This window comes from Stenotrophomonas sp. ZAC14D1_NAIMI4_1 (genome assembly GCF_003086775.1).
Lineage (GTDB): Bacteria > Pseudomonadota > Gammaproteobacteria > Xanthomonadales > Xanthomonadaceae > Stenotrophomonas.
Window position 1 is genome coordinate 793,270 of the sequence record NZ_CP026001.1, and the last position, 24,402, is coordinate 817,671.

General features: G+C 68.1%; 24 protein-coding genes, 1 other RNA gene and 1 riboswitch. Of the genes, 16 read left to right on the forward strand and 9 right to left on the reverse strand.

Features of this window, described 5'->3' with window-relative positions:
- Nucleotides 1-17 precede the first annotated feature (17 nt).
- The 3 genes from C1927_RS03510 to C1927_RS03520 form a co-directional block, all read right to left on the reverse strand.
- Nucleotides 18-896, reverse strand: coding sequence for a hypothetical protein (locus tag C1927_RS03510; RefSeq protein ID WP_108745951.1), 879 nt, complete (start codon nucleotides 894-896; stop codon nucleotides 18-20).
- Between the two features lie 101 nt (nucleotides 897-997).
- A complete protein-coding gene (locus tag C1927_RS03515) occupies nucleotides 998-1,651 on the reverse strand; it encodes a hypothetical protein (RefSeq protein WP_108745952.1) in 654 nt (217 codons plus the stop codon).
- A 137-nt stretch (nucleotides 1,652-1,788) separates the two neighbouring features.
- The gene (locus C1927_RS03520) at nucleotides 1,789-2,412 is read right to left on the reverse strand and encodes an outer membrane beta-barrel protein (RefSeq protein WP_079220612.1); all 624 of its coding nucleotides are present in this window, start codon (nucleotides 2,410-2,412) and stop codon (nucleotides 1,789-1,791) included.
- Nucleotides 2,413-2,604: 192 nt separating this feature from the next.
- A riboswitch (FMN riboswitch) is annotated at nucleotides 2,605-2,750 on the forward strand.
- Between the two features lie 77 nt (nucleotides 2,751-2,827).
- Here C1927_RS03520 and C1927_RS03525 point away from each other — a divergent pair.
- The 5 genes from C1927_RS03525 (at nucleotide 2,828) to thiL (ending at nucleotide 6,793) form a co-directional block, all read left to right on the forward strand.
- Nucleotides 2,828-3,430: a riboflavin synthase gene (locus tag C1927_RS03525; RefSeq protein ID WP_108745953.1), complete on the forward strand. Its 603-nt coding sequence runs from the start codon at nucleotides 2,828-2,830 to the stop codon at nucleotides 3,428-3,430.
- Nucleotides 3,427-4,527, forward strand: coding sequence for a 3,4-dihydroxy-2-butanone-4-phosphate synthase (gene ribB, locus C1927_RS03530; RefSeq protein WP_108745954.1), 1,101 nt, complete (start codon nucleotides 3,427-3,429; stop codon nucleotides 4,525-4,527). The genes C1927_RS03525 and ribB overlap by 4 nt, the downstream gene beginning before the upstream one ends.
- A gap of 148 nt (nucleotides 4,528-4,675) precedes the next feature.
- A complete protein-coding gene (gene ribH / locus C1927_RS03535; RefSeq protein WP_079220615.1) occupies nucleotides 4,676-5,143 on the forward strand; it encodes a 6,7-dimethyl-8-ribityllumazine synthase in 468 nt (155 codons plus the stop codon).
- On the forward strand, nucleotides 5,140-5,619 hold the full coding sequence (nusB, locus tag C1927_RS03540; protein WP_079220616.1) for a transcription antitermination factor NusB: 480 nt from the start codon (nucleotides 5,140-5,142) through the stop codon (nucleotides 5,617-5,619). The genes ribH and nusB overlap by 4 nt, the downstream gene beginning before the upstream one ends.
- A 217-nt stretch (nucleotides 5,620-5,836) precedes the next feature.
- A complete protein-coding gene (thiL, locus tag C1927_RS03545; RefSeq protein ID WP_174208718.1) occupies nucleotides 5,837-6,793 on the forward strand; it encodes a thiamine-phosphate kinase in 957 nt (318 codons plus the stop codon).
- 71 nt (nucleotides 6,794-6,864) lie between these two features.
- Here the strand turns inward: thiL and C1927_RS03550 are convergent, their stop codons facing one another.
- From C1927_RS03550 to C1927_RS03570, 5 genes are all read right to left on the reverse strand, one after another.
- Nucleotides 6,865-7,287 carry a hypothetical protein gene (locus tag C1927_RS03550; protein ID WP_108747760.1) on the reverse strand — a complete coding sequence of 141 codons (423 nt, stop codon included), beginning with the start codon at nucleotides 7,285-7,287 and terminating at the stop codon, nucleotides 6,865-6,867.
- A 444-nt stretch (nucleotides 7,288-7,731) separates the two neighbouring features.
- The gene (locus C1927_RS03555; RefSeq protein ID WP_108745955.1) at nucleotides 7,732-9,117 is read right to left on the reverse strand and encodes an FAD-linked oxidase C-terminal domain-containing protein; all 1,386 of its coding nucleotides are present in this window, start codon (nucleotides 9,115-9,117) and stop codon (nucleotides 7,732-7,734) included.
- Nucleotides 9,114-9,722 (reverse strand): metal-dependent hydrolase, encoded by a 609-nt coding sequence (locus C1927_RS03560; protein WP_108745956.1) that lies wholly within the window; start codon nucleotides 9,720-9,722, stop codon nucleotides 9,114-9,116. The genes C1927_RS03555 and C1927_RS03560 overlap by 4 nt, the downstream gene beginning before the upstream one ends.
- Before the next feature lie 82 nt (nucleotides 9,723-9,804).
- Entirely contained in the window at nucleotides 9,805-10,173 is a 369-nt protein-coding gene (locus tag C1927_RS03565; RefSeq protein ID WP_174208667.1) for a YraN family protein, read from the reverse strand.
- Nucleotides 10,163-11,884, reverse strand: a complete 1,722-nt coding sequence (locus tag C1927_RS03570) for a penicillin-binding protein activator (RefSeq protein ID WP_079225089.1) — start codon at nucleotides 11,882-11,884, stop codon at nucleotides 10,163-10,165. Before C1927_RS03570 ends, C1927_RS03565 begins: the two co-directional genes overlap by 11 nt.
- 81 nt (nucleotides 11,885-11,965) lie before the next feature.
- Between C1927_RS03570 and rsmI the strand changes: the two genes are divergently transcribed.
- Together rsmI and rnpB are read left to right on the forward strand one after the other, a co-directional pair.
- Nucleotides 11,966-12,784, forward strand: coding sequence for a 16S rRNA (cytidine(1402)-2'-O)-methyltransferase (rsmI, locus tag C1927_RS03575; RefSeq protein WP_079220621.1), 819 nt, complete (start codon nucleotides 11,966-11,968; stop codon nucleotides 12,782-12,784).
- Nucleotides 12,785-12,920: 136 nt separating this feature from the next.
- Nucleotides 12,921-13,272: RNase P RNA component class A (gene rnpB / locus C1927_RS03580), an RNA gene on the forward strand.
- 64 nt (nucleotides 13,273-13,336) lie between these two features.
- Here the strand turns inward: rnpB and C1927_RS03585 are convergent.
- Entirely contained in the window at nucleotides 13,337-14,086 is a 750-nt protein-coding gene (locus tag C1927_RS03585; protein WP_108745957.1) for an NRDE family protein, read from the reverse strand.
- Between the two features lie 323 nt (nucleotides 14,087-14,409).
- Between C1927_RS03585 and mraZ the strand changes: the two genes are divergently transcribed.
- From mraZ to murG, 9 genes are read left to right on the forward strand one after another with little or no spacing between them, the layout of a single operon-like run.
- Nucleotides 14,410-14,856, forward strand: a complete 447-nt coding sequence (gene mraZ / locus C1927_RS03590; RefSeq protein ID WP_004143635.1) for a division/cell wall cluster transcriptional repressor MraZ — start codon at nucleotides 14,410-14,412, stop codon at nucleotides 14,854-14,856.
- Nucleotides 14,857-14,870: 14 nt separating this feature from the next.
- A complete protein-coding gene (rsmH, locus tag C1927_RS03595) occupies nucleotides 14,871-15,839 on the forward strand; it encodes a 16S rRNA (cytosine(1402)-N(4))-methyltransferase RsmH (protein WP_108745958.1) in 969 nt (322 codons plus the stop codon).
- Entirely contained in the window at nucleotides 15,836-16,099 is a 264-nt protein-coding gene (gene ftsL, locus C1927_RS03600) for a cell division protein FtsL (protein WP_079220624.1), read from the forward strand. The genes rsmH and ftsL overlap by 4 nt, the downstream gene beginning before the upstream one ends.
- Nucleotides 16,096-17,943, forward strand: a complete 1,848-nt coding sequence (locus C1927_RS03605) for a penicillin-binding protein 2 (RefSeq protein ID WP_108745959.1) — start codon at nucleotides 16,096-16,098, stop codon at nucleotides 17,941-17,943. The genes ftsL and C1927_RS03605 overlap by 4 nt, the downstream gene beginning before the upstream one ends.
- The gene (locus tag C1927_RS03610; protein WP_254051536.1) at nucleotides 17,940-19,499 is read left to right on the forward strand and encodes a UDP-N-acetylmuramoyl-L-alanyl-D-glutamate--2,6-diaminopimelate ligase; all 1,560 of its coding nucleotides are present in this window, start codon (nucleotides 17,940-17,942) and stop codon (nucleotides 19,497-19,499) included. Before C1927_RS03605 ends, C1927_RS03610 begins: the two co-directional genes overlap by 4 nt.
- Nucleotides 19,496-20,890: a UDP-N-acetylmuramoyl-tripeptide--D-alanyl-D-alanine ligase gene (murF, locus tag C1927_RS03615; RefSeq protein WP_108745960.1), complete on the forward strand. Its 1,395-nt coding sequence runs from the start codon at nucleotides 19,496-19,498 to the stop codon at nucleotides 20,888-20,890. The genes C1927_RS03610 and murF overlap by 4 nt, the downstream gene beginning before the upstream one ends.
- Entirely contained in the window at nucleotides 20,880-21,965 is a 1,086-nt protein-coding gene (gene mraY / locus C1927_RS03620; RefSeq protein WP_079220628.1) for a phospho-N-acetylmuramoyl-pentapeptide-transferase, read from the forward strand. The genes murF and mraY overlap by 11 nt, the downstream gene beginning before the upstream one ends.
- A gap of 2 nt (nucleotides 21,966-21,967) precedes the next feature.
- Nucleotides 21,968-23,287 carry a putative lipid II flippase FtsW gene (gene ftsW / locus C1927_RS03625; protein WP_079220629.1) on the forward strand — a complete coding sequence of 440 codons (1,320 nt, stop codon included), beginning with the start codon at nucleotides 21,968-21,970 and terminating at the stop codon, nucleotides 23,285-23,287.
- Complete coding sequence (murG, locus tag C1927_RS03630) at nucleotides 23,284-24,381, forward strand: undecaprenyldiphospho-muramoylpentapeptide beta-N-acetylglucosaminyltransferase (protein ID WP_079220630.1); 1,098 nt, start codon at nucleotides 23,284-23,286, stop codon at nucleotides 24,379-24,381. The genes ftsW and murG overlap by 4 nt, the downstream gene beginning before the upstream one ends.
- Nucleotides 24,382-24,402: the final 21 nt, after the last annotated feature.

Consider the following 24,402-nt stretch of genomic DNA (forward strand, 5'->3'; position numbering starts at 1 on the left):
TCCGCGCTGTTACCGCCTTACGCGCACTCGTCGGTCCACATCATCTGTGCGATCGGGCGCAGAGCCTTGCACTCCTGCGTCATTTCATCGGCCGATTGCACCTGCGCCTTGGCCTTCAGTTCTTCGGCCATCGCGTCCACGCCACTGATCTGATCCGGCGCGATCTTCGCCACGCAGCTGCGGTGCTGCTGCAGCAACAGGTCGCAGCTGGGCACGCCGGTCACCTTCGGTGCGCTGGCGGCTTGGGCATCTTCCATCCACAGCTGGAACGGCGCGAGTGCTTCCAGCACCGGGGTGACCAGCTCATCGAAGCTGCCACTGAACCAGTACGCCTGCTCTGCGCCGGAGTACAGCTTCTGGCTGCCCGTCACCGTGCGCTGCGTGCCGCTCTTCAGTGCCTGCGTGTAGGCATCGATGAAGCGGCTGCGGGCGGCAGGGTCGTCACTGGTCATGCTGGCGGCGAACAGCGGGCGCACGCTTTCCAGATCCACCACCTTGCAGCTGAAATCGACCGAGGCGATCTTCTGGCCGTCCACGTACTCGTTGTCTTCGATGGTGCTGCCGGTGGCGCGGCAGGTCGATGCCTTCAGCACCTTTGCATAAAGCGCTTCGGTCGCGGCGGCATCGGGCGTGCCGCCGGTACTGGCCTGCAGCGCCATCCACGGTTCGGCCAGGGCCTTGGCCAGTGCGCCCGGCGTGGGCGTGACCGCGTCCTTGCCGTCGTGGGCGCTGCGCAGGGCATCATTGAGCGTGCGCGCGGCAGCGGCATCGTCTTCAATCAGCACGCGTGCGTACAGGTCCAGTGATTGCTCGGGCGTCAGCGCCGGCGCGGCGGTGGCGAACACAGGGGCGCACAGCAGGGCGCTGGCGAGCAGGGTGCGCAGGGGAGTCTTCATGACGGTGTTCCGTTTCCAGTGGGTAGTGCAGAGGCGCGAAAGACTAGCGCATCTGCACGCAGATTCGATGGCAGGGGCGTGCACGCCATGCCGCCACGCGGCTACTTTTCCAGCAATGTGTCGGCCAGCGTTTCCGGAAAGATCGAGAGCAGCACCGGGGCAAGGAATCGGATCGTGTCGCCGTCGGGGAAGTAGCCCGTCCCGGCGCTTCCTTCCAGCAGCGCGGTGCCGGTGATCGTCTGCTGCTCCGCCATGCGCAGCTCCGAGGCGATCAGATACGCAGCAAACACCTCGTCGTCCTGCAGTTTCTGCTGGATGGCCGGGTCGGCCAGCAGGCCGCTTCCGGTATTCCATACCGGGACCTGGCAGGTAAACGTGATCTGCGCCTGCCCGGCCGGTGCAGCTTCGGCAATGGTCTGCCCGGGCACGGCCCGGCAGTGGCTGCTGGCGTACGTTCTGCCGATCTGGGTCACCACCGCCTCGGCCAGTACGGCGGGGACGACTTCATCTTCCCACTGGTCGAATACCTGTTCGTGCGTGTCCTGCAGGAGGCGTGGCAGGCGCAGGAGGGCAGTGGCATTCCACAGGGCGTCGGCGGGCAGTGCGCGGGTCAACGCTTCAGCGGCGCGGGCATCACCTTCCAGCAGAGCCTGCGCGTACAGGTCAAAGGCCTGCTCGGGGCTCAGCTTTTCCGAAGCGGTTGCCTGCGCGGCGAATGGCAGGCACAGCAGCAGGGGGAGGCGGTAGGCCAGCATCGTCCATCCAGAAGGGGAAAGGACAGCAGCCTGCGGCAGCAGCCCGCAGGACGCCATGCAATTTGTCTGAAAAGACAGTCGCAAAAAAAACGGGCCCCTTGCGGGGCCCGTTCGATTACACGACGAGGATCGAGCAATCAGAAGCTGGCGCGCACGCCGGCCGAGAACTGGGTGACGTCGCGGTAGCCGGAGATCTCGCCCACCAGACCCCAGGTCTTGGTGAAGTTGATCTGGCCACCGAGGGTGCCGACCCAGGTGCCTTCAAAGTTGTTGCCGCCATCCATGTAACCGGCCTTGATCCAGGCTTCGGTCATGGCCGAGGGCTTGCCACGCAGGCCCATCGTGGCGCGCACGAGATTGGTGTGGTCCTTGTCGGTGATACGACCGAAACCGTCGAAGTCCGCCTTGACCTCAGCCTGCTGGCGGACCCAGGCGATGTCGGCGGTGTAGTCCACGCGGTCGCTGAAGGGCATGTGGTAACCGATGCCCAGCTCCGGCTGGTTCAGTTCCAGCTTCAGTTTGGCGTTCGAGTAATGGTAGGTCTTGCTGCCGTAGCTCCAGCCACCGAACACATGCACCTGCTCGGCCAGAGCGAACGAACCGCGCACGTAGCCGCCGTCGACCTTCGGGTCGTCGAAGCCATCATCCTTGGTATTGACCTGGCTCCAGCCGCCTTCGACGTAGGTATAGCTGAGGCCGTCGGCCGAGGCCGAGAACGGGGCGGCGGCCAGCAGTGCGGCCACGATCAGGATCTTGCGCATGGAAATTCCTGTGAATTGCAGTCCATTGGCGGGCCACCACTGTTGGTGGTCCGTGGCGACCTCATGTCGTCCGAGGTTTGAGTTTAATGAAAGTTTTACGAATTGCGAGCGACGGACGTCACAGCTGGCGGCAGGCGTCCGACCCCGTTCAGCCCAGGCTGGTACACTGGGCCGGCCGGTTCGCCGGTACACAAACGTCTTCAGGGCGGGGTGCGATTCCCCACCGGCGGTAGGTGCGCAAGCACGAGCCCGCGAGCGCCCCGGCCCACGGCCGGGGGTCAGCAGATCCGGTCCAATGCCGGAGCCGACGGTCATAGTCCGGATGAAAGAAGACGGTGCCACAGGGCCTTTGCGGCCCTGCGCCCGCCTGTTTGCCTTGCGGCGTTTTTCGCTCACTTTCCGCGGAGAACGTTTCTTGTTTACTGGAATCATCGAAGGCGTCGGCCGTCTGGCCGCACGCGAATCCATCGGCGGCGATGTCCGCTTCACCTTCAACGTCGGAAATCTGCCGTTCGACAACGTGCAGATGGGCGAGAGCATCGCCATCAACGGCGTCTGCCTCACCGTCATCGCATACGACGCCGGCAGCTTCCAGGCCGATGCCTCCACCGAGACCCTGGGCCTGACCACGCTGGGCCAGCTGGGTGAGGGGGCGGTCATCAACCTCGAACGCGCCATGCGCCCGACCGACCGCCTCGGCGGCCACCTGGTCAGCGGCCACGTCGATGGCCTCGGCCAGGTCCTGTCCATCCACGAAGATGCACGTGCCCAGCGCTGGCGTTTCGCCGCACCGGCCGCCCTGCGCCGCTACATCGCCAAGAAGGGCTCGATCTGCGTGGACGGCGTCAGCCTCACCGTCAACGAAGTGGACGAGGAAGGCTTTGAAGTCGCCCTCATCCCGCACACCGTGGCCAACACCGCCTTTTCCGCTACCGGCGAGGGCAGTGCGGTGAACCTGGAAATCGACCTGGTCGCCCGTTACGTTGAACGCCTGTTGGGCGAAGGAGCACGCGCATGAATTTCGCCCCGATCCCGGACATCCTGGAAGACATTCGCCAGGGCCGCATGGTCGTCATCGTCGATGACGAAGACCGCGAGAACGAAGGCGACCTGATCATGGCCGCCGAGCTGGTCAAGCCGTCGGACATCAACTTCATGGTCACCCATGGCCGTGGCCTGGTGTGCCTGCCGCTGACCCGCACCCGCGCCGCCGACCTCGGCCTGGCGCCGATGGTGCAGGCCAATACCGCGCAGTTCCAGACCAATTTCACCGTCAGCATCGAGGCGGCCGAAGGCGTGACCACGGGCATTTCCGCCCACGACCGCGCCCACACCATCCGTACTGCGGTGAAGCCGAACGCCAAGCCGGCCGACCTGCACCAGCCGGGCCACATCTTCCCTCTGATCGCCCAGCCGGGTGGCGTGCTGACCCGTGCCGGCCACACCGAAGCCGGCGTGGACCTGGCCATGCTGGCCGGGCTGGAACCGGCCGGCGTGCTGGTGGAGATCCTCAACCCGGACGGCAGCATGGCGCGCCGCCCGGAACTGGAAGTGTTCGCCCGCGAGCACGGCCTGAAGATGGGTTCCATCGCCGACCTCATCGCCTACCGCCTGGCCACCGAAAAGACCGTCGAACGCGTGGACGAGCGCGAGATCGACACTGAATTCGGCCCGTTCAAGCTGGTCACCTACCGCGACCGCATCGCCCACGACCTGCATTTCGCCCTGGTGCGTGGCACCCCGGCGGCCGACACCCCGACCCTGGTGCGCGTGCAGGTGGAAAACCCATTGGCCGACCTGCTGCACTGGCGCCGCGATGATTTCGGCGTGGCCGCCACCGATGCCCTGCGTGCGATTGCCGCCGAAGGGGCGGGCGTGATGGTGGTGCTGTCGGCCCCGCGCGATGGCGAAGCCCTGCTGGCCCGCCTGCGCCAGCAGCCGGCGCCGGTGGTGCCGGGCAAGGACAAGGACGTGGGCCAGTGGCGCCGCAACGGTGCCGGCTCGCAGATCCTGTCCGACCTGGGCCTGGGCAAGCTGCGCGTGCTGGGTACCCCCCGCCGCCAGGTGGGCCTGGCCGGCTACGGCCTGGAAGTGGTGGAGACGGTCACCCTGTAAGCCAGCTTGGCGTGCCGACCAACGGTCGGCACCCACGGTGGGTGCCGACCGTTGGTCGGCACATCCTCCCGGCCCCCTGGCAGGTGCCGACCGTTGGTCGGCACACCATGCGGTAGAATCACCCCCTAATCGAACCCCCAAGCCGCATATGAGCCACTACGAAGGCGATCTTCGCACCCCCGAGTCGGCGCGCTTTGCCATCCTGGCCAGCCGCTGGAACGCCCGCATCACCGATACCCTGGTTGCTGGCGCCCGCCAGAGCCTGGCCGGCAACGGCATTGCCGAAGCCAACATCGACGTGATCCGCGTGCCGGGTGCCTGGGAACTGCCGCTGGTCGCCGCGCGCCTGGCCGCTGCCCATGAACACGCCGCCATCCTCACCCTGGGCTGCGTCATCCGTGGCGATACCCGCCACTACGAACACGTGGCCGACCGCTGCGCCGAAGGCCTGATGCGCGTGCAGCTGGATTTCGGCGTGCCGGTGCTGAACGGCGTGCTGGCCGTGGAACGCGCCGAGGATGCCGAGGCCCGCGCCGGTGGCAGCCATGGCAACAAGGGTGAAGAAGTCGCAATCGCTGCATTGGAAATGGTCAACCTGCTGGAGCAACTGCCATGAACAAGAACACCCAGGGCAAGCCCTCCGGTAAACCCGTCCGCCGTGATGGCATCGACCCGGTGCTGCGTTCGCGCGCCCGCCGTCGTGCCGTGCAGGCGCTGTACGCCTGGCAGATCTCCGGCGGCAACGCGCAGTCGCTGATCGCCCAGTTCGCCCACGAACAGGCCCGCGAAATCGCCGATCTGGCTTATTTCGAAGCGCTGGTGCATGGCGTGCTGGACAACCGCCGCGACATCGACGAAGCCCTCGGCCCGTACCTGGACCGTGGCATTGAAGAAGTGGATGCCATCGAACGCGCCGTGCTGCGCCTGGCCGGCTACGAGCTGCGCTTCCGCCTGGACGTGCCGTACCGCGTGGTCATCAACGAAGCCATCGAATCGGCCAAGCGCTTCGGTTCCGAGCATGGCCACACCTACGTCAACGGCGTGCTGGATCGTGCCGCCGTGGAATGGCGCAAGGTCGAATCGGGTCACTGACCCCCTGCGTCCCGAATCGTTCGTTGAACGGCGCGGGAATCTGCTTCGGTAGAGTCGACTGTCAGTCGACTGCCTTTCGATCAGCAGTCGTAGTGTCGGACGGGAGAGCAGTCGACTGACAGTCGACTCTACCCCGGCGGTTCCATCCGATCGGCACGATCCGCCCGCATTCGCGCCCGCCGCCCATCCATGCAACCCGCCGGAGCGCCCCATGTCCCTGGCCGAATTCGCCCTCATCGACCGTATCCGCGCGCGCACCAGCGAGCGCGACGACATCCTGCTCGGCATCGGCGATGACGCCGCGCTGCTGCAGCCGCGTGCCAACGAACAACTGGTCGTCACCGCCGATACGCTCAACAGCGGCGTGCATTTCCCGGCGGAAACCCCTGCCTACGACATCGGCTGGAAGACCCTGGCGGTCAATCTGTCTGACCTGGCCGCGATGGGCGCACGCCCGGCGTGGTGCACGCTGGCACTGTCCCTGCCGGACACCAGCGAAGAGTGGATCGACGCCTTCGCCGAAGGCTTCTTCGCCCTGGCCGACCAGCACGACATGGCCCTCGTGGGGGGCGACACCACGCGCGGCCCGCTGTCGTTGACGGTGACCGCGATGGGCCAGGTTGGCCGCGGCCAGGCGCTGCGCCGCGACCGCGCCCAGGTGGGTGACGATGTCTGGGTGAGCGGCACGATCGGTGACGCCGCCGGTGCACTGAAGCTCTGGCAGCAGGGCGCGCTGGACGTGGCCACCGCCACCCTGCTGGGTGACTACGAAACCCTGCGCCTGCGCCTGCTGCGTCCCACCCCGCGGGTCACCCTCGGCCTGCGCCTGCGTGCCTTCGCGCATGCCGCCGTGGATCTGTCCGATGGCCTGGTGGCCGATCTGGGCCATATCGCGGCGCGCAGTGGCGTTGCTGCACAGATCGATGCCGACGTGCTGCCGATCTCGCCCGAACTGCGTGGCCTGCTGGGCCGCGACGGTGCGCGTGAGTGCGCGCTGCGTGGCGGCGACGATTACGAACTGTGCTTCACCGCTGCAGCCGACCAGCGCGATGCGCTGCTGTACCTGTCCGAATCGCTGGATGTGCCGCTGACCCGCGTCGGCCGCATCACCGAAGGGCAGGGCGTGCAGGTCGATGGTGAACCCGCCAGCGGCGGATACCAGCACTTCGCCTGATACAGGGACACGCCGGGCTTGGCCCGGCGCTACCGCGTCGCGGTGCAGGTGCAGGTGCAGGATGGCGCCCGCTACGCCGCGCGTACCTGCACGCCCACGTACTCGGCCAACGCGCGGCAGGCAAACAGAATCCCCTCGCGCGCGGCATCGCCCATCTGTGGGTTTTCATCGCCATCCACGCGGGTGCGTTCGATGGCGTGCAGCAGTTCCAGCAGGAAGGTCTGCCCGGCATTGGCACGATCAATGCCCGCCAGCGCCATGCATTGGCCGGGTGTATGGCCATCGCTCGGCCATGGCTGGCCATCGGCGGCTTCGCCCTGGCGGATGCGCTGCAGGCAGTCCAGTACGGTGATGCTGCCAGGCGTGTACTCAGAGTCATTCGCCGCAGGGGTGGCGGCAAGCGTGCGTTCCAGTGCGCGTGCCAGATCATCGGGCAACTGCTTGGCGGCTTCGCCCAGCGTGGCGAACAGACAGGGATATTCGATTGCGGTCATCTTGGCGTCCTTGTGCATGAAACCGGGATGCCACCCGCGCGGGAACGCGAGGGTGGCGGACGATGCGTGGCTCCAATACCGGTGATCTGAATGAAGCCGGCGGGCCGAAACCCTCCACGCACCGCCCGCCATAGATGCGCGGACAGAGTGCCTGCCGACGCCACGCACACGGGATGCGCGACGCCGGCAGACAAACGTATACAACCTTCAGATCAGAACGGGATTGGAGTCCCGTGCCACCCGTTGTCGGTGGCGCGCCCATGATTGGCCGCAAGCGCCTGGCGCCCAATGAGGAAAGTTGCAAAGTAGAAAAAATACGAATCGTTGCAGCGTCTCGGCGAAGAGCGTCAACGCATGCCGATTGCGACAAACTGCTATTCGTAGAGTCGAGCTTGCTCGACTGCGGCCGACGACAGTCGAGCAAGCTCGACTCTACAGCGGCATTTATGCCGCCGGCAGCACCTTGCCCGGGTTGAGAATCCCATCCGGGTCCAGCGCCGCCTTGATCGCACGCATCGCCGCCAGCGTCTCCGCGGTGAACGCCTGGGCCATGAAATCGCGCTTGGCGATGCCAATGCCATGTTCGCCGGACAGTGTGCCGCCCAGTGCCAGCGTCAGCTCGAAGATCTTCGGCAGCGCGGCCTGCGCGCGTGCGTTCTCCTCGGCATCCTCAGGGTGGTAGAGGATGTTGACGTGCAGGTTGCCGTTGCCGGCGTGGCCGAAGGTGACGATGGTGAGCGTGTAGTCGCGCGCCAGTGCCTGCACGCCGGCCACCAGATCGGGAATGCGCGATACCGGCACCACCACGTCTTCGTTGATCTTGCCCGGGGCAACACTGCGCAGCGCGGGCGACAGCGCCTTGCGGGCGGCCCACAGCTGGTCGCGCGCGCGGCCTTCCATCGCCACGTCCAGTTCGATCATGCCCTCGCCTTCGGCGGCGCTGGCCAGCGCCTGCAGCAGGTAGGGCAGAGTGTCGTGGTCGCCATCGGCTTCGACCAGCAGCATCGCGCCGGCCTCGGGAACATCGGCGCCATTCAACCGCAGCAGCTCCAGGCTGCGTGCATCCATGAATTCCAGGCGGGTGGGCACGACCGGCTGCGACATCAGCCGCGATACGGCGGCAGCGGCGGCGTCGGCATCGCGGTACAGCACGCGCAGGCCGGCCTGGCTGACCGGCAGCGGCGTCAGCTTCAGGGTGGCCTCCACGATGAGTGCCAGCGTGCCTTCGCTGCCCACCAGCAGATGGGTCAGGTCGTAGCCGGTGGCGTCCTTGGTGTAGGCGCCGCCGCAGCGGATCACTTCGCCGGCGCCGGTGACCGCCACCAGCCCCAGCACGTTGTCGCGGCTGGTCCCGTACTTCACCGCGCGCGGGCCGCCGGCGTTGCAGGCCAGGTTGCCACCGATGCTGCAGATATCCGCACTGGAGGGGTCCGGTGCCCAGAACAGGCCATGCGGTGCCAGTGCCTGCTGCAGCGTGCCGTTCAGGACGCCCGGCTGCACCACGGCGCAGCGGTCACCGGCACGGATGTCAATGATGCGGTCCATGCGGGTGAACGAGAGCACGATGCTGCCCGGCTGCGGCACCGCCGCGCCGGTGGTGCCGGTGCCCGCGCCGCGCGCCACCAGCGCCACGCCATGCGCGCGGCACGCACGCACCAGGGCCTGCACCTGCCCGATATCGGCCGGCAGGGCCACGGCTTCCGGGCGCTGCCGGCGCCAGGAATTGTCCTGCGCGTTGGCCTCCAGCGCGGTGTCATCCATGCGCCAGCCCTCCGCGCCCAGCAGGGCGGACAGTTCGGCAACGAGGGGGGCGGGCAGGGCAGTACTCATGAGGGTTCCCGGGGAACGGCAGGGGCAGGGTGGATCAGTTTCCAGGCGACCACGGCGGTGGCCAGCGGCAGCCACACCCAGCGCAGTTCGGACAGCAACGTGGCCAGGCCACGCGCGCTGAAGAACTGCGGGGCAAACGGTGATACGCGGATCGGTCGCCACGGTGCGAAGAAGCGGTGCTCGCTCCACGGCCAGGCCAGGGCAACGCCCAGCCCGCCCGAGGTCATCGCATCCAGCAGCGGATGGCTGGCCGCGCAGACCAGGACGAAGACCGCGGCCTGCACGGTCGATGCCGCGGTTGGCCGCGCCGTGGTAGATGCCAACCTTGGTTGGCACAGAACCGCCGACCAAGGTCGGCGACTACCAAAGCTCAGCAACAGCGTCGCCAAGGCCGCCACGACCAGCGCAAACAGCAGCGAATGGCTGGCGCCGCGGTGGCCGAACGCATCGGCATAGGGAATGTGCAGGGCGAAGGCCAGCACGTCGGCATCGGGCAGCATGGCGGCGATCACGCCAGCGGCCAGCAGGCGCGGCGGAATGCGGCCGCGGTCAGCGGCGCACCACAGCGCCAGCGGCACGGCGGCATGGGTGATGATCGACGGCATCAGTCACACACCGTGGTAGTGCCGGCCGCTGGCCGGCAATCGCTCGGGGTAGTGCCGGCCGCTGGCCGGCAATGGGCAGCCATCAGCAATCATCCAGCCGGAACGCATCACGCAGCCAACGCAGCTGCGGCGGATCGCCACTGGCGTCCACCACATCAAACCGGCAGGGCGCATCGGCCAGGGCAGGGTGATCCTGCAGATACAGCAGCGCGGCGTGCGCCAGGCGCCGGCATTTGCGTGCATCCACCGAGGCGGCGCCGCCGCCGAAATCCGAACGCGCGCGGTAACGCACCTCCACGAACACCACGGTGCCCGCGTCGTCCATCACCAGGTCCAGTTCGCCACCGCGGTAACGCACGTTGCGTGCGCGCGGCTGCAACCCGGCCTGTTGCAGGTGCTGCTCGGCGGCGGCTTCCACCGCCGAGCCCCGTTGCAGGTGCTCAGCGACCACCGACGATCGGCATCGGGCGGCCACCGCTGAAGGTGGACCACGCCGGCTGGCGCAGGATGTTGCCGTTGCTGTCCAGGTACAGCGTACCGGTGGCGCCATCCAGGCCGCCTTCGTTCGACAGCTTTTCCAGATAGGCGCTGATCTTCCACGCATCGGCACCGAAGGCGAACAGGCGGCCAGCGGCACCGCGCGCACTGGGCAGGGTCTGGCCCACCTGTGCGGCCGACGGCACGCCGGACACGCTGCGCACGTTCCAGGCTTCGTTCGGGTAGATGATGCCGTCCAGCGCCACGTCTTCCTCGGCCTTGCCGCTGCCGGTGGTCAGCTGGCTGGTGCCGACGCGGGTGGCGCCACCGGCACCGGCCAGCGCCAGCTGCGGCGCCAGCAGCCGTGCCTGCGGCGCACGCACCGCCAGGAACACCGCATCGATCTGGCCGGCATTGCGCACCTGCGCGCTGACATCGCCCACGGCTTCAGCCACGGCCACCGTGGCGGCCACCTGGCCACCGCGCTGGGCAAAACGCTGGGCGAAGGCGGCAGCGGCGCGGCGGCCGGTGTCGTCGTTGCTGCTGATCACCAGGGCGCGGTTGCGCTCGCGGCCACGCAGGTACTCGGCGGCCACGATGCCATCGTCTTCCGGTGCCAGCGAGAAGCCTGCGCTGCCGGCCGGCGGCGCATCCTTGCCACGGTTCAGCGCCAGCACCGGCACCTGCAGCGGCTGGCGGCCATACACCGCATCCACCTCGTCGCGGCCCAGCGGGCCGACCACGAAGTCGGCGCCGGAGGCCACGGCCTTGTCATAGGCCGCCAGCGCGCCGGCAGGCGTACCGGCGGTATCGAAGAAGTTGATGTCCGGGCGGCGGCGGCTTTCACCGTAATAGGCGGTCAGCAGGCCATCGCGCACCGGCTGTGCGGCGGTGGCCAGGCGGCCGCTCAGCGGCAGCAGCACGGCCATCTTCGCCGGCGGGCGGTAGCCGTCGCTCATGGCCGGCGGGCGCTTGCTGGTATCGAACTGGGCCGCGCCCTCGCGGTCGAACGGGCGCGGCAGCGGCAGGCCACGGGCGATCAGCGCGCGGCCAGCGAAGTTGTACAGCGGGTCGTTGGCCGGCAGCGCGGCGGCACGGCTGCGCAGGTTGGCGTCGTCCAGCGTGCCGAGCAGGCCGGCGATGGCGGTCTGGTTCTCGCTGCGGGCGGTGCCCGCCAGGCCGGCGTGGGCGCGGGCGCGCTCACCGGCAGCGGCGAAGCCGTCACCACTGGCCTGCAGCGCGGCGGCGCGGGCCAGGTGCCAGCGCGTGCGCAGGCTGGGGTGCACGTTGTCGCCCGGGTCCTTCAGCAGGACCAGAACCTGTGCAGGCTGCTGGTCGGCCAGGGCCAGCTCGGCGCTGGCCAGCTGGAAGCGCTGCAGGCTGGCGCCGGACAGCTGGCGCGCGGTCAGCTGGCCCAGCAGGCTGCGCGCGCGGGCGCTGTCACCGGCCAGGTGCCAGGCCCAGGCCGCATCGGCCAGGGTGTTGCTGCGGGCACCGCCGCGCAGGGTGGCGGCCTGCGCTTCCAGCTGCAGGGCAGCGTCGCGCGGCTTGCCTTGTTCGATCAGCGCCAGCGCCTGGCTCTGGGCCGGCGATTCGGGGGCGCTGGTAAGACTGGTGGTGGCACAACCGGCCAGAAGCATCAGCGACAACGACAGGGCGGAGATGCGTGCGGCGGGCTTGTTCATGATCGGGTCCATGCGATGAGGGCAGCGGCCTTGGCCAGGTACACGCTAGGATTCTACCCTTGCCCCGTGAGTACCGCTGAAATGAGTGTGCCAACCCTGTATGTCGTCGCCACGCCGATCGGCAACCTGGCCGATCTGAGCCCGCGCGCGCAGGAGGTGCTGCGCTCGGTGGCGGCCATCTGTGCCGAAGACACCCGCCGCAGCGGCCAGCTGCTGTCCCATTTCGGCATCCAGCAGCCGCTGGTGGCCCTGCACGAACACAACGAAGAGGCGCTGTCGCAGCGCCTGGTGGCGCGCCTGCAGGCCGGCGAGTCGCTGGCCCTGGTCAGCGATGCCGGCACGCCGCTGGTCAGCGACCCGGGTTTCCGCCTGGTGCGCGCCGCGCGTGCGGCTGGCATCAAGGTCAGCCCCATTCCCGGCGCCTGTGCGGCCATCGCCGCGCTCAGCGTGGCCGGCCTGCCCAGCGATCGCTTCAGCTTCGAGGGCTTCCTGCCCGCCAAGGCCAGTGGCCGCCGCGACCGCCTGCAGGCGCTGGCCGGCGAGGTGCGCACGATGGTGTTCTACGAATCGTCGCACCGCATCGTTGAATCGCTGGCGGACATGTCGGCGATCTTCGGCGCCGAGCGCCCGGCGGTGCTGGCGCGCGAGCTGACCAAGCTGTTCGAGACCGTGCTGGACGGCGATCTGGCCGGCCTGCTGGCCAAGGTCGAAGCCGACGAGAACCAGCGCAAGGGCGAATTCGTGGTGATGGTGCAGGGCGCCGGCGACGATGCCGAGGCGCAGCTGGCGCACGGCCGCCACGTCTATGCCAAGCTGAGCGAGCACCTGCCGCCGTCGACCGCCGCCAAGCTGGCCGCCGAACTGACCGGAGCCCCGCGCAAGGCGTTGTACGGCAGTTGATGGATGGCCGCAGCCACGCATGGCGTGGCTCTACTGACGCATCCGCCAGTAGATCCACGCCATGCGTGGATGGATGAACCAGGCGCCGCGATCAGCACGGCAGAAAAGGCGTGCGTGCGCTAGAATGCGCGTTGGCGGAGCCGGCCAGACAGTCGCGTCATCCCTTCGGGGGTGCCGAGGAAAGTCCGGGCTCCATAGGGCAAGGTGCCAGGTAACGCCTGGGCGGCGCAAGCCGACGGAAAGTGCAACAGAAAGATACCGCCTACGTCTTCTTCGGAAGGCCGGTAAGGGTGAAATGGTGCGGTAAGAGCGCACCGCGAGTCTGGTAACAGACCGGCACGGCAAACCCCACCTGGAGCAAGACCAAATAGGGATCCATTGGCGCGGCCCGCGTTGGATCCGGGTAGGTTGCTTGAGCGTTGCGGTGACGTAACGCCTAGAGGAATGACTGTCCACGACAGAACCCGGCTTATCGGCCGGCTCCGCCTCCATTTCTCGTATCGGCAATTCCATCCACGCATGGCGTGGATCTACCGGGCAAGCGCGATCAATTCAGAAGTCGACGCGGCTTTCGCCCAGGAACACGCCCTGCGCGCCGAAGCGACGTTCGTGCATCTGCCCACGGCCCGCGGCATCGATCAGCAGCACCGTGCTGGCGCGCGTGCCGTAGTCGTCGCCGCGGATGAAGGCCGGGCTCAGCCAGCGCTCGCGCTCCAGGCCGATGCCGGTGTCGGGCAGCTCGCTGTCGGCGGGGCGGTGCTCGTCGGCGAGGGCGGCCCAGAGCGGGGCCAGGTCTCCATCTGCTTCCAGCCACGCCGAGAGGGCGTCCATCAACCTGCGGGTCTTCGGCCAGGGCGCGTCCAGTGCGCCGTTGGACATGCCGTGCACGCCCGGGCCCAGGGTCTGGCGCTCGGCCGGATGGTTGCCCAGGTACTCGAGGCTGTCGCTATCGGCCAACAACAGGTTGAACGGGGCATACGCCGCGGCGATGCCGGCCAGGCGGTCCATGTGCACGGCGGCCGGGTCGCGGCCGCGCAGGAAATCGGCCACCAGCGCGCCGCGCGAAGGGCCGGCCTGGGCGGCCAGCGGGTCACGCACGTTGGTGACCACGGCCATGCGGCCGGCACCGCCGACGCCGGCCCAGCCACCGCCCGAACGCAGGTCGCGCCCGCCGATGATGGACGGCTCGTCCTGCCAGGGGGCCAGGGCCGCCGTCGGGCGGGCGTGGAACTCATCGCGGTTGCCGGTCATCACCAGTCGCCAGCGCGGGTGATGCAACCAGCCAAGAGCAAGCAGGCACATGGCGTCATTGTGCCCGGTTTGCGCAGAGCGACGCCGCTTTCAGCCCGTTTTTGATGAATGCGCAGCCCATGTTTCACGCGCTCTCCACACCCCTGAACTTCTGTTCAATCTCAAAAATTGAGACGGATCAGCAACTTGTGGATAAGCCTTGAACAATTCTCTAAACATTGCTGCAAGCCATTGATGTGGCTGGCGATTTCCCCGCTGAAAAGTTGTTGACAACCCTAGGGCCGCTGCTAAGGTGGGCATCAGAGGGAAATCCGGGTGTTTTGTGGGTTTTCGTGGTTCAATGTTTCACCGGGCGAAGGAAAGGTGCACGCGTCGTGTTCCAGGGCGAGACGGCCATCACAGTTGACGATAAAGGACGCATGGCGGTTCCCACCGCCTACCGCGACCTCGTCGCGCGTGCCAGCAACAACCGTCTCGTTCTTACCTACAACCCGTTCGAAGCCGGCTGCCTGTGGCTGTATGCCGAATCGGAATGGGAACGGGTCCGCGACGACGTGATGTCCAAGCCCAACACCCAGCGTGTCGTGCGCCTGTTGCAGCAGAAGCTGGTCGGTTCGGCCGCCCATCTCGAGCTGGACGGCAACGGTCGTATCAGCATTCCCGCCAGCCACCGCGGTGCGGTGGGCATTGAAAAAAAGGCGGTATTGCTCGGTATGGGCGACAAGTTCGAATTGTGGAGCGAGCAGGCGCATCGGGCCCTGATCCAGCAGACATTGTCTGACGAGGATCTGGGTGATGGGTTGCTCGACCTGAAGTTGTGAGCCGGGGTGCCCGGATGCGCCCAGAAGCGCAGACCGGTCACCTTCCGGTGTCGCAGTCGCCGGCGGTGCACCTGCCGGTCCTGTACACCCAGGTCATTGACGGCCTGAGGGTGATCGAAAACGGACGTTATCTGGATGGCACGTTCGGTCGTGGCGGTCATGCACGTGGCGTGCTCACCCAGTTGGGCCCGGAGGGGCGCCTGCTGGTCATGGACAAGGATCCGGAAGCCATCGCCGTAGCCGAGCGCGATTTCGCGCCGGACCCGCGCGTGTCCATTTTCCGTGGCAGCTTCGCCCAGCTGCTGCAGTGGGAAGCGACGGCCGAAGGCCTGGATGGCGTGCTGTTCGACCTCGGCGTGTCCTCGCCGCAGCTGGACGTGGCCGAGCGGGGTTTCAGCTTCGGCAAGGACGGCCCGCTGGACATGCGCATGGACCCGGACAGCGGCGAAAGCGCGGCGCAGTGGATCAACCGCGTCGAAGACCGCGAGATTGCCGATGTGCTGTGGACCTACGGCGAAGAGCGGCAGAGCCGCCGCATCGCCCGTGCCATCGTCGCCCGCCGCGAGAAGCAGCCGTTTACCCGCACCGCCGAACTGGCCGAGCTGATCGCTTCGGTGATGCCGCGTGGCAAGGACAAGATCCACCCGGCCACGCGCAGCTTCCAGGCCATCCGCATCCACATCAACCGCGAGCTGGCCGATCTGGAAGCCGGGCTCGATGCGGCCGTGGAACGGCTCAAGCCCGGTGGCCGCCTGGCGGTGATCAGCTTCCACTCGCTGGAAGACCGCATCGTCAAGCAGTACATGAACCGCCTGGCCAAGGCGCCGCCGGCCAACCGCCGCCTGCCCGAGGCCGTGGCGTTCGTGCCGACCCTGGATCTGATCGGCGGTGCCATCAAGGCCACCGATGAAGAGCTGGCCGCCAACCCGCGTGCCCGCAGCGCCGTGCTGCGCGTGGCACAGAAGCGGGAGGCCGATGCATGAGCCGGCTGCTGCTGATCATCCTGTTGGCCTGCACCGTGGCCTCGGCGATCGGCGTCGTGTTCGTGCGTCACCGTCATCGGCAGACGTTCATCGAGCTGTCGCGTGCCGAGCGCACGCGTGATGACATCAACCTGGAATTCGGCCGCCTGCAGCTGGAACAGGCCACTTTGGCCGAAGCCAACCGCGTCGACCGCGTGGCCCGCGAGAAGCTGGGCATGAAGTTCCCCGAAGCCGCCGACGTGGTGGTGGTGCGCCCATGAGCAAGACCGGCCGCAACCGCCCACGCAACGCCTTCAACCTGCGCCAGCGCCTGCGCTGGGTCGCGCTGGCGCTCGGCCTGTGCTCGGTGTCGCTGGTTGGTCGCGCGGCGTACGTGCAGATCATCAACAGCGATTTCTACCAGCGCCAGGGCGAGGCGCGCTACCTGCGCGAACTGCCGATCAAGACCTCGCGCGGCATGATCACCGACCGCAACGGCGAGCCGCTGGCGGTGTCCACCCCGGTCGCTTCGATCTGGGTGAACCCGCAGGACCTGCTGCGCGCGCCGGACCGCATCCCCGAACTGGCCCAGGCCGTGGGCATGTCGGTGGACGAGCTGAGCAGCCGCCTGTCGCAGAAGTCGGACAAGGAATTCATGTACCTGCGCCGCCGGATCAATCCGGACGAGGCAGAGAAAGTGGTCGCGCTGAAGATTCCGGGCGTGGCCGCGCAGCGCGAGTTCCGCCGCTTCTACCCGCAGGGTGAGGCGATGGCGCACGTGCTGGGCTTCACCAATATCGATGACCGCGGCCAGGAAGGGCTGGAACTGGCCTTCGACGAATGGCTGCGCGGCAAGGCCGGCGCCAAGCGGGTGATCCGCAACCGCAAGGGCGAGACGGTGGAGAGCGACCTGCTGCGCGCCGCCGAGCCGGGCAAGGACCTGACCCTCAGCATCGACCGCCGCATCCAGTACCTGGCCTTCAAGGAACTGCGCAGTGCGCTGGTGGCCAACAAGGCTGCCGGTGGCTCGATGGTGATCATGGACGTGGCCACGGGCGAAATCCTGGCCATGGTCAACCTGCCGACCTACAACCCGAATTCGCTCAACGGTGCCGTGCCCGATACGCGCCGCAACCGCGCCGTGACCGACCTGGTCGAGCCGGGTTCGACGATGAAGCCGCTGACCATCGCCACCGCGCTGCAGTCCGGTGCGGTGACCAAGGACACCATCATCGATACGAACCCGGGCTACATGCAGGTGGCCCGCTTCACCATCCGCGACGTGCCGCGCAACAACGGCGTGCTCAACGTGACCGGCGTGATCACCCGCAGCTCGAACATCGGCGCGGCCAAGATCGCTGCGAAGATGACCGACCAGACCTTCTATGACGGCGTGCGCCGCTTCGGTTACGGCTCGGTGCCGCACAGCGGTTTTCCCGGTGAATCCGGTGGCGTGGTGCGCCGCCCGGGCAACTGGGATGGCGCCACCAAGACCACCATGTCCTACGGCTATGGCCTGAACGTGACGCCGCTGCAGATCGCTACCGCCTACTCGGCGCTGGCCAACGGCGGCAAGCTGATCGCCCCGACCTTCGTGAAGGGCCAGCGCAACGAAGGCAAGCAGATCATCGACGAGAGCGTGGCCAAGCAGGTCGTGTCGATGATGGAAACGGTGGTGACCCAGGGCGGCGCCAAGCAGGCGGCCGTGCTCGGCTACCACGTGGCCGGCAAGACCGGCACCGCGCGCAAGGCCGGCCCGGGTGGCTACGAGCGTGGCCACTACAACTCGCTGTTCGCCGGCGTGGTGCCGGCCACCAACCCGCGCTTCGCCACGGTCATCGTCATCAACGACCCGCAGGGCGGCAAGTTCTATGGCGGCCTTGTCTCGGCGCCGGTGTACCACAACGTGATGGAAGGCACCCTGCGCCTGATGGACGTCCCGCTGGACGACCTGCAGTCGTGGCTGGCCGCCCAGCAGTCGGGAAAGATGGGGCATTCGGCCTCCATCCTGCCGGCGCCGCCGGCCGAGGCTGCGCTGCCGGCCGATGCCGCCGCCGAATTCGACGCCGCGCTGCCCAGCGCGCAGAACCATGTGCCGGCCCCGCCCGCGGGAGGCACGCAATGAGTCCTTCGATGTTGCTTTCGCAGTTGCTTCCGGACGTTGCCCTGGCGGGCAATGATCCCGTCCTGACCGGCCTGGTGCTGGACAGCCGTGCCGTGCGCCCCGGCAACGCCTTCGTCGCCATCGCCGGTTTCGGCGCGCATGGCCTGGGCTTTGTCGAACAGGCGCGTGCGGCCGGTGCCAGCGCCATCCTGTTCGAGCCGCCGGCTCCGGCCGAGCTGCCGGCACCGGCCGATGCCATCGCCGTGCCGGGCCTGCGCGCACGCCTCGGCGCCATGGCCGACCAGTTCCATGGTGCGCCCTCGCGCGCGATGACGATGGTGGGCGTGACCGGCACCAACGGCAAAACCTCCACCGTGCAGCTGCTGGCCCAGGCCTGGCACCTTCTCGGCACGCCCAGTGGAAGTATCGGCACGTTGGGCGCCGGACTTTATGGTTCGATCGAGCCGACCGGCTTCACCACCCCGCTGGTGCTGCAGATGCATGCGCTTCTGGCGCAGCTGCGCAACGACGGTGCGCGCGCGGTGGCGATGGAAGTCAGCTCGCACGCGCTGGACCAGGGCCGCGTGGATGCCGTGCACTACGACGTGGCGGTGTTCACCAACCTCACCCGCGACCACCTGGACTACCACGGTGACATGGCCAGCTACGGCGCGGCCAAGGCGCGCCTGTTCCACCGCCCGGGCCTGAAGGCGGCGGTGGTGAACCTGGACGATGCCTTCGGTCGCCAGCTGTTTGCCGGCCTGCCGGCCAGCGTGCAGGCCATCGGCCTGAGCTCGCGCGGTGCCGCCGATGCCCGCGTGCGTGCGGAAAACCTGCAGCTGGACGGTCGCGGCATCGGCTTCGAGCTGGTCATCGATGGCGCGCGCGCTGCGGTGCAGTCGCCGCTGCTGGGCCGCTTCAACGTGGACAACCTGCTGGCCGTGGCCGGCAGCCTGCATGCGCTGGGCGAACCGGTCGAGCGCATCGCCGACGTGCTGTCGGCGCTGCAGCCGATCCGTGGCCGCATGAACCGCCTGGGCGGCGAAGATGGCCTGCCGACCGTGGTGGTCGACTACGCCCACACCCCCGACGCGCTGGAACAGGCACTGGACAGCCTGCACGGCCACCTGCAGGGCACGCTGTACTGCGTGTTCGGCTGCGGTGGCGAGCGCGATACCGGCAAGCGCCCGCAGATGGCCGCCATTGCCGAGCGCCTGGCCAACCAGGTCATCGTCACCGACGACAACCCGCGTGGCGAGGATGGCGATGTGATCGTCGCCGACATCCTCGCGGGCTTCACCGATGCCTCCGCCGTGACCGTGCAGCGCAGCCGCGCGCGTGCGATCGGCCTGGCGGTGAAGCGTGCCGGTGCGGGCGACATCATCCTGATCGCCGGCAAGGGCCACGAGCCCTATCAGGAAGTCAACGGCGTGCGCCACGACTTCGACGACACCGAAGTGTCGGCCGCCGCGCTGGCTGCCAAGGCCGGTGTACTTGCGACGCGCATGGATGCGCTAGTGGCCCGGCCGCAGGACGCGGAAGAGGGCCCTGCTCAGGCAGGGGAGGGCATCGCATGAAGCGCACCCTGCTTTCGCTGATCGCGCACTGGGCCGGTGGCGAGATCCACGGCGACGACGTGGCCATCGATGCGGTCAGCAATGACACCCGCAGCCTGGGCGCGGGCACCCTGTACGTGGCCCTGCGCGGCGAGCGTTTCGACGGCCATGATTTCGCCGCCGATGCGCAGGCGCGTGGTGCCAGCGCGCTGCTGGTCGAGCGCCTGCTGCCGCTGGACGTGCCGCAGGTGCTGGTGGCCGACAGCGAACTGGCCCTGGCGAAGATTGCCGCCGGCATGCAGCGCGACCGCGACACCGAGGTGTTCGCGATCACCGGCAGCAACGGCAAGACCAGCGTGAAGAGCCTGCTGCTGGCGATCCTGCAGCAGGTGGCCACGCACGCGCACAAAGTGGTCTACGCCAACCCGGGCAACCGCAACAACGAGATCGGCCTGCCGCTGGCGGTGATCGATGCACCGGAAGATGCCGACTACGCCGTCTACGAGATGGGTGCCGGCAAGCCGGGCGACATCGCCTACCTGACCGACATCGCCCGCCCGCGCTATGCGCTGGTCAACAACATCGCCCCGGCCCATCTGGAACGCATGGGCAGCCTGCTCGGTGTGGCGATGACCAAGGGCGCGATCTACGCCGCGCTGCCGGCCGATGGCGTGGCCGTCATCAATGTCGATGATGCCTACGGCCGCTGGTTCGAACAGCATTTCGTCGGCACCCCGGCGCGCTGCAAGGTGCTGCGCTACGGCCTGGACCACAGCGCCGACGTCACCGCGCGCGACATCCGCGGTGGTGCGCAGGGCAGTCAGTTCACCCTGGCGACTCCGATGGGCGAGGCCCGCGTGGCGCTGGGCCTGCCGGGCCGGCACAACGTCAGCAATGCGCTGGCCGCAGCCAGCCTGGCCCTGGCCGCGGGCATCGACCTGGCCCTGGTGGCGTCGGGCCTGGCCGCCGCGCAGCCGGTGCCCGGCCGCCAGATCGCCCATCAGCTGCACAACGGTGCGGTGCTGGTTGACGACAGCTACAACGCCAACCCCGGTTCGCTGGCCGCCGCCATCGATGCCCTGGCCGCCGCCCCGGAAGAGGGCTGGCTGGTGCTGGGCGACATGCGCGAGCTGGGCCCGGATGCCGAAGCCCTGCACGCGCAGGCCGGCCTGCGTGCGCGCGCCGCCGGTCTCAAGCGCCTGTACGCACTGGGCCCGCTCAGTGCCGCCGCCGCCACCGCCTTCGGCGAAGGCGGCCGTCATTTCCCCACCCATGACGCGCTGTCGCAGGCGCTGAAGGACGCGCTGCACGCTGGCGTGCGCTGCCTGGTCAAGGGTTCCCGTGGCAGCGCCATGGACACGATTGTCAAAGCGCTGCTGGCGCAAGGAGAGGATTCCCCGCATGTTGTATGAACTGGCTCGATGGTTGCAGCAGTTGGAGAGCCTGTTCGGGCTGTTCAACTACCAGACGTTCCGCGCCATCCTTGCCGCGCTGACGGCCCTGTTCCTGTCGCTGTGGCTCGGCCCGGCGGTGATCCGCCGGCTTGCCCAGTTCAAGGGCGGCCAGCCGATCCGTACCGACGGCCCGCAGACCCACTTCGTCAAGGCCGGCACGCCCACCATGGGCGGTTCGCTGATCCTGCTCACCGTCACCCTGTCGGTGCTGATGTGGGCCGACCTGCGCAACCGCTACGTGTGGCTGGTGCTGGCGGTGATGCTGTGCTTCGGCGCCATCGGCTGGTACGACGACTGGATCAAGATCGTGCGCCGTGACCCGAACGGCCTGGCCTCGCGCTGGAAGTACCTGCTGCAGTCGATCTTCGGCCTGGCTGCGGGCATCTTCCTGCTGCAGACCGCCGACGTGCCGGCGGCGCTGACGTTCTACATCCCGATGTTCAAGTCGATCGCGCTGCCGCTGGCCGGCATCAGCTTCGTGGCCATCGCCTACTTCTGGATCGTCGGCTTCTCCAACGCGGTCAACCTGACCGACGGCCTGGACGGCCTGGCGATCATGCCGACCGTGCTGGTGGCCTGCGGCCTGGGCGTGTTCGCCTATGCCTCGGGCAACGTGGTGTTCGCCAACTACCTGCAGATCCCGCAGATCCCCGGTGCCGGTGAACTGGTCATCATCTGCGCGGCCATCGCCGGGGCGGGCCTGGGCTTCCTGTGGTTCAACACCTACCCGGCCATGGTCTTCATGGGCGACATCGGCGCGCTGGCGCTGGGCGCGGTGCTGGGCACGATCGCGGTCATCACCCGCCAGGAGCTGGTGCTGGTGATCATGGGCGGCGTGTTCGTCATCGAAACCCTGTCGGTGATGATCCAGGTGGCCTCGTTCAAGCTGACCGGCAAGCGCGTGTTCCGCATGGCGCCGATCCACCACCACTTCGAGCTGAAGGGCTGGCCGGAGCCGCGCGTGATCGTGCGCTTCTGGATCATCTCGGTCGTGCTCGTGCTGATCGGCCTTGCCACCCTGAAGGTGCGCTGAGAATGAACGACCTGTCCCGCCAGGCAACACGCCTCGAAGCCATCGAAGGCAGCTACGACAAGTGGCTGCTGGGCGCGATCATCGCGCTCACGGGCATTGGCGTGGTCATGGTGGCGTCCAGCTCGATCGCGCTGATGAGCAGCCCGTTCTACTACCTCAACCGCCACCTGATCTTCCTGGCAGTGGGCATCGTGCTGGCGGTCGTGGCCGCCCGCACCGAGCTGAAGTCGATCGAGCAGTACAACCAGCTGCTGCTGCTGGGCTGCTTCGTGCTGCTGCTGGCGGTGTTCACGCCGGGCCTGGGCAGCACCGTCAACGGCGCGCGCCGCTGGATCAACCTGGGCATCTCCAAGTTCCAGACGGTCGAAGCGGTGAAGGTCCTCTACATCGTCTGGCTGTCCAGCTACCTGGTGCGTTTCCGCGACGAGGTCAATGCAACCTGGCCGGCGATGCTCAAGCCGCTGGGCGTGGCCGGTGCGCTGGTGGTGCTGCTGCTGCTGCAGCCGGACTTCGGTTCGTCCACCCTGCTGCTGGCGATCACCGCCGGCATGCTGGTGCTGGGTGGCGTCAACATGCCGCGCATGTCGATGCCGGTGATCATCGGCCTGGTCGGCATGAGCGCGCTGGCGATCATCGAGCCGTACCGCATGCGCCGCATCACCTCCTTCCTGGACCCGTGGGCCGACCAGCAGGGCGACGGCTACCAGCTGTCCAACGCGCTGATGGCCGTGGGCCGTGGCGAGTGGACCGGCGTGGGCCTGGGCAACTCGGTGCAGAAGCTGTACTACCTGCCCGAGGCGCATACCGACTTCATCTTCTCGGTCACCGCCGAGGAGTTCGGCTTCCTGGGCACCTGCGTGATCGTAGCCCTGTACGCGCTGCTGGTCGGCCGCACCTTCTGGCTGGGCATGCGCTGCGTGGAAATGAAGCGCCACTTCTCCGGCTACATCGCCTTCGGCATCGGCCTGTGGATCAGCATGCAGACCTTCGTCTCGATCGGCGTGAACCTGGGCATCCTGCCGACCAAGGGCCTGACCCTGCCGCTGATCTCGTCGGGCGGTTCGTCGGTGCTGATGACCTGCGTGGCGATGGGCCTGCTGCTGCGCGTGTCGTATGAACTGAAGCGCGCCGAGCGCCGCCAGGCCGTGCGCATCGGTGGTGGCGAAGACGCCGTGGCCGCGCCCGTGCCGGAGCCGGCCGCGCCGGCCGCCGCCAGCGCGCCGATGGGCGCCGAACCGGTGGCTGCCGCTGCACCGGCCGCCGCACGTGGCACCAGCCGTCTGCAGTCGCGCATCGAACCGACCTTCGGGAGGCTGTCATGAGCACCGCCTCCACCCAGGCCACCCAGGCCCGCCCGGTGATGATCCTGGCCGGCGGTACCGGTGGCCACATCTTCCCCGGCCTGGCCGTGGCCCGCGTGCTGCGCCAGCGCGGCGTGCCGGTCACCTGGATGGGGGCCGACGGTGCGATGGAAACGCGCCTGGTGCCGCAGCACGACATTCCGATCGACACGCTGGCCATCACTGGCCTGCGCGGCAAGGGCAAGCTGGCCCTGCTGGGCGCGCCGTGGCGGCTGATGCGCGCCCTGCGCGCGGCCGGCATGATCATCCGCAAGCGCCAGCCGCGTGCCGTGGTCGCCTTCGGTGGCTTCGCCTCCGGCCCCGGTGGCATGGCCACGCGCCTGCATGGCCTGCCGCTGCTGGTACACGAACAGAACCGTGCGCCGGGCATGACCAACCGCATCCTGGCCCGCTACGCGCGCCGCCTGCTGACCGGTTTCCCGGGCACCTTCGCCAAGGGCGAGGAGTTCGTGGGCAACCCGGTGCGCGCGGAAATCGCCGCCATCGCGCCGCCGGAACAGCGCTTCGCCGATCGCCAGGGCCCGCTGCGGCTGCTGGTGGTGGGCGGCAGCCAGGGCGCGCGCGCACTCAACACCGGCGTGCCGCAGGCCATTGCTGCACTGGGCAGTGCCGTGCCGGTGCAGGTGCGCCACCAGAGCGGCGAGAAGCTGCATGCCGAAGCGGTCGAGGCGTATGCCAAGGCCGGCGTGCAGGCTGAAATCACCCCGTTCATCGCCGACATGGCCGAGGCCTTCGCCTGGGCTGACCTGGTGGTGTGCCGCGCGGGCGCGTCCACCCTGGCCGAGCTGTGCGCGGTGGGCGTGGGCAGCGTGCTGGTGCCGTTCCCCGCCGCCGTCGACGATCACCAGACCCGCAATGCGGAGTACCTGGTCGAGCGCGACGCGGCCGTGTTGCTGAAGCAGGATGGAACGCTGGCCGACGGCATTGCCGCACTGCTGCGCGAACTGTCCGAAAATCCCGCCCGCCGCATGCAGATGGCGCAAGCCGCGCGTGCCCTGGCCAAGGTCGATGCCGCCGAGCGCATCGCCGATATCATTCTTGAGGAAGCTGTATGAAGAAGGCCCGCCACTGCGCCT

Bases quoted from the DNA above. Each gene is read 5' to 3' on its own strand.
- C1927_RS03510 (WP_108745951.1), bottom strand. From the start codon at position 896: ATGAAGACTCCCCTGCGCACCCTGCTCGCCAGCGCCCTGCTGTGCGCC.
- C1927_RS03515 (WP_108745952.1), bottom strand. From the start codon at position 1,651: ATGCTGGCCTACCGCCTCCCCCTGCTGCTGTGCCTGCCATTCGCCGCG.
- C1927_RS03520 (WP_079220612.1), bottom strand. From the start codon at position 2,412: ATGCGCAAGATCCTGATCGTGGCCGCACTGCTGGCCGCCGCCCCGTTC.
- ribB (WP_108745954.1), top strand. From the start codon at position 3,427: ATGAATTTCGCCCCGATCCCGGACATCCTGGAAGACATTCGCCAGGGC.
- ribH (WP_079220615.1), top strand. From the start codon at position 4,676: ATGAGCCACTACGAAGGCGATCTTCGCACCCCCGAGTCGGCGCGCTTT.
- nusB (WP_079220616.1), top strand. From the start codon at position 5,140: ATGAACAAGAACACCCAGGGCAAGCCCTCCGGTAAACCCGTCCGCCGT.
- C1927_RS03550 (WP_108747760.1), bottom strand. From the start codon at position 7,287: ATGACCGCAATCGAATATCCCTGTCTGTTCGCCACGCTGGGCGAAGCC.
- C1927_RS03555 (WP_108745955.1), bottom strand. From the start codon at position 9,117: ATGAGTACTGCCCTGCCCGCCCCCCTCGTTGCCGAACTGTCCGCCCTG.
- C1927_RS03560 (WP_108745956.1), bottom strand. From the start codon at position 9,722: ATGCCGTCGATCATCACCCATGCCGCCGTGCCGCTGGCGCTGTGGTGC.
- C1927_RS03570 (WP_079225089.1), bottom strand. From the start codon at position 11,884: ATGAACAAGCCCGCCGCACGCATCTCCGCCCTGTCGTTGTCGCTGATG.
- rsmI (WP_079220621.1), top strand. From the start codon at position 11,966: ATGAGTGTGCCAACCCTGTATGTCGTCGCCACGCCGATCGGCAACCTG.
- C1927_RS03585 (WP_108745957.1), bottom strand. From the start codon at position 14,086: ATGTGCCTGCTTGCTCTTGGCTGGTTGCATCACCCGCGCTGGCGACTG.
- rsmH (WP_108745958.1), top strand. From the start codon at position 14,871: ATGCGCCCAGAAGCGCAGACCGGTCACCTTCCGGTGTCGCAGTCGCCG.
- ftsL (WP_079220624.1), top strand. From the start codon at position 15,836: ATGAGCCGGCTGCTGCTGATCATCCTGTTGGCCTGCACCGTGGCCTCG.
- C1927_RS03605 (WP_108745959.1), top strand. From the start codon at position 16,096: ATGAGCAAGACCGGCCGCAACCGCCCACGCAACGCCTTCAACCTGCGC.
- C1927_RS03610 (WP_254051536.1), top strand. From the start codon at position 17,940: ATGAGTCCTTCGATGTTGCTTTCGCAGTTGCTTCCGGACGTTGCCCTG.
- murF (WP_108745960.1), top strand. From the start codon at position 19,496: ATGAAGCGCACCCTGCTTTCGCTGATCGCGCACTGGGCCGGTGGCGAG.
- mraY (WP_079220628.1), top strand. From the start codon at position 20,880: ATGTTGTATGAACTGGCTCGATGGTTGCAGCAGTTGGAGAGCCTGTTC.
- ftsW (WP_079220629.1), top strand. From the start codon at position 21,968: ATGAACGACCTGTCCCGCCAGGCAACACGCCTCGAAGCCATCGAAGGC.
- murG (WP_079220630.1), top strand. From the start codon at position 23,284: ATGAGCACCGCCTCCACCCAGGCCACCCAGGCCCGCCCGGTGATGATC.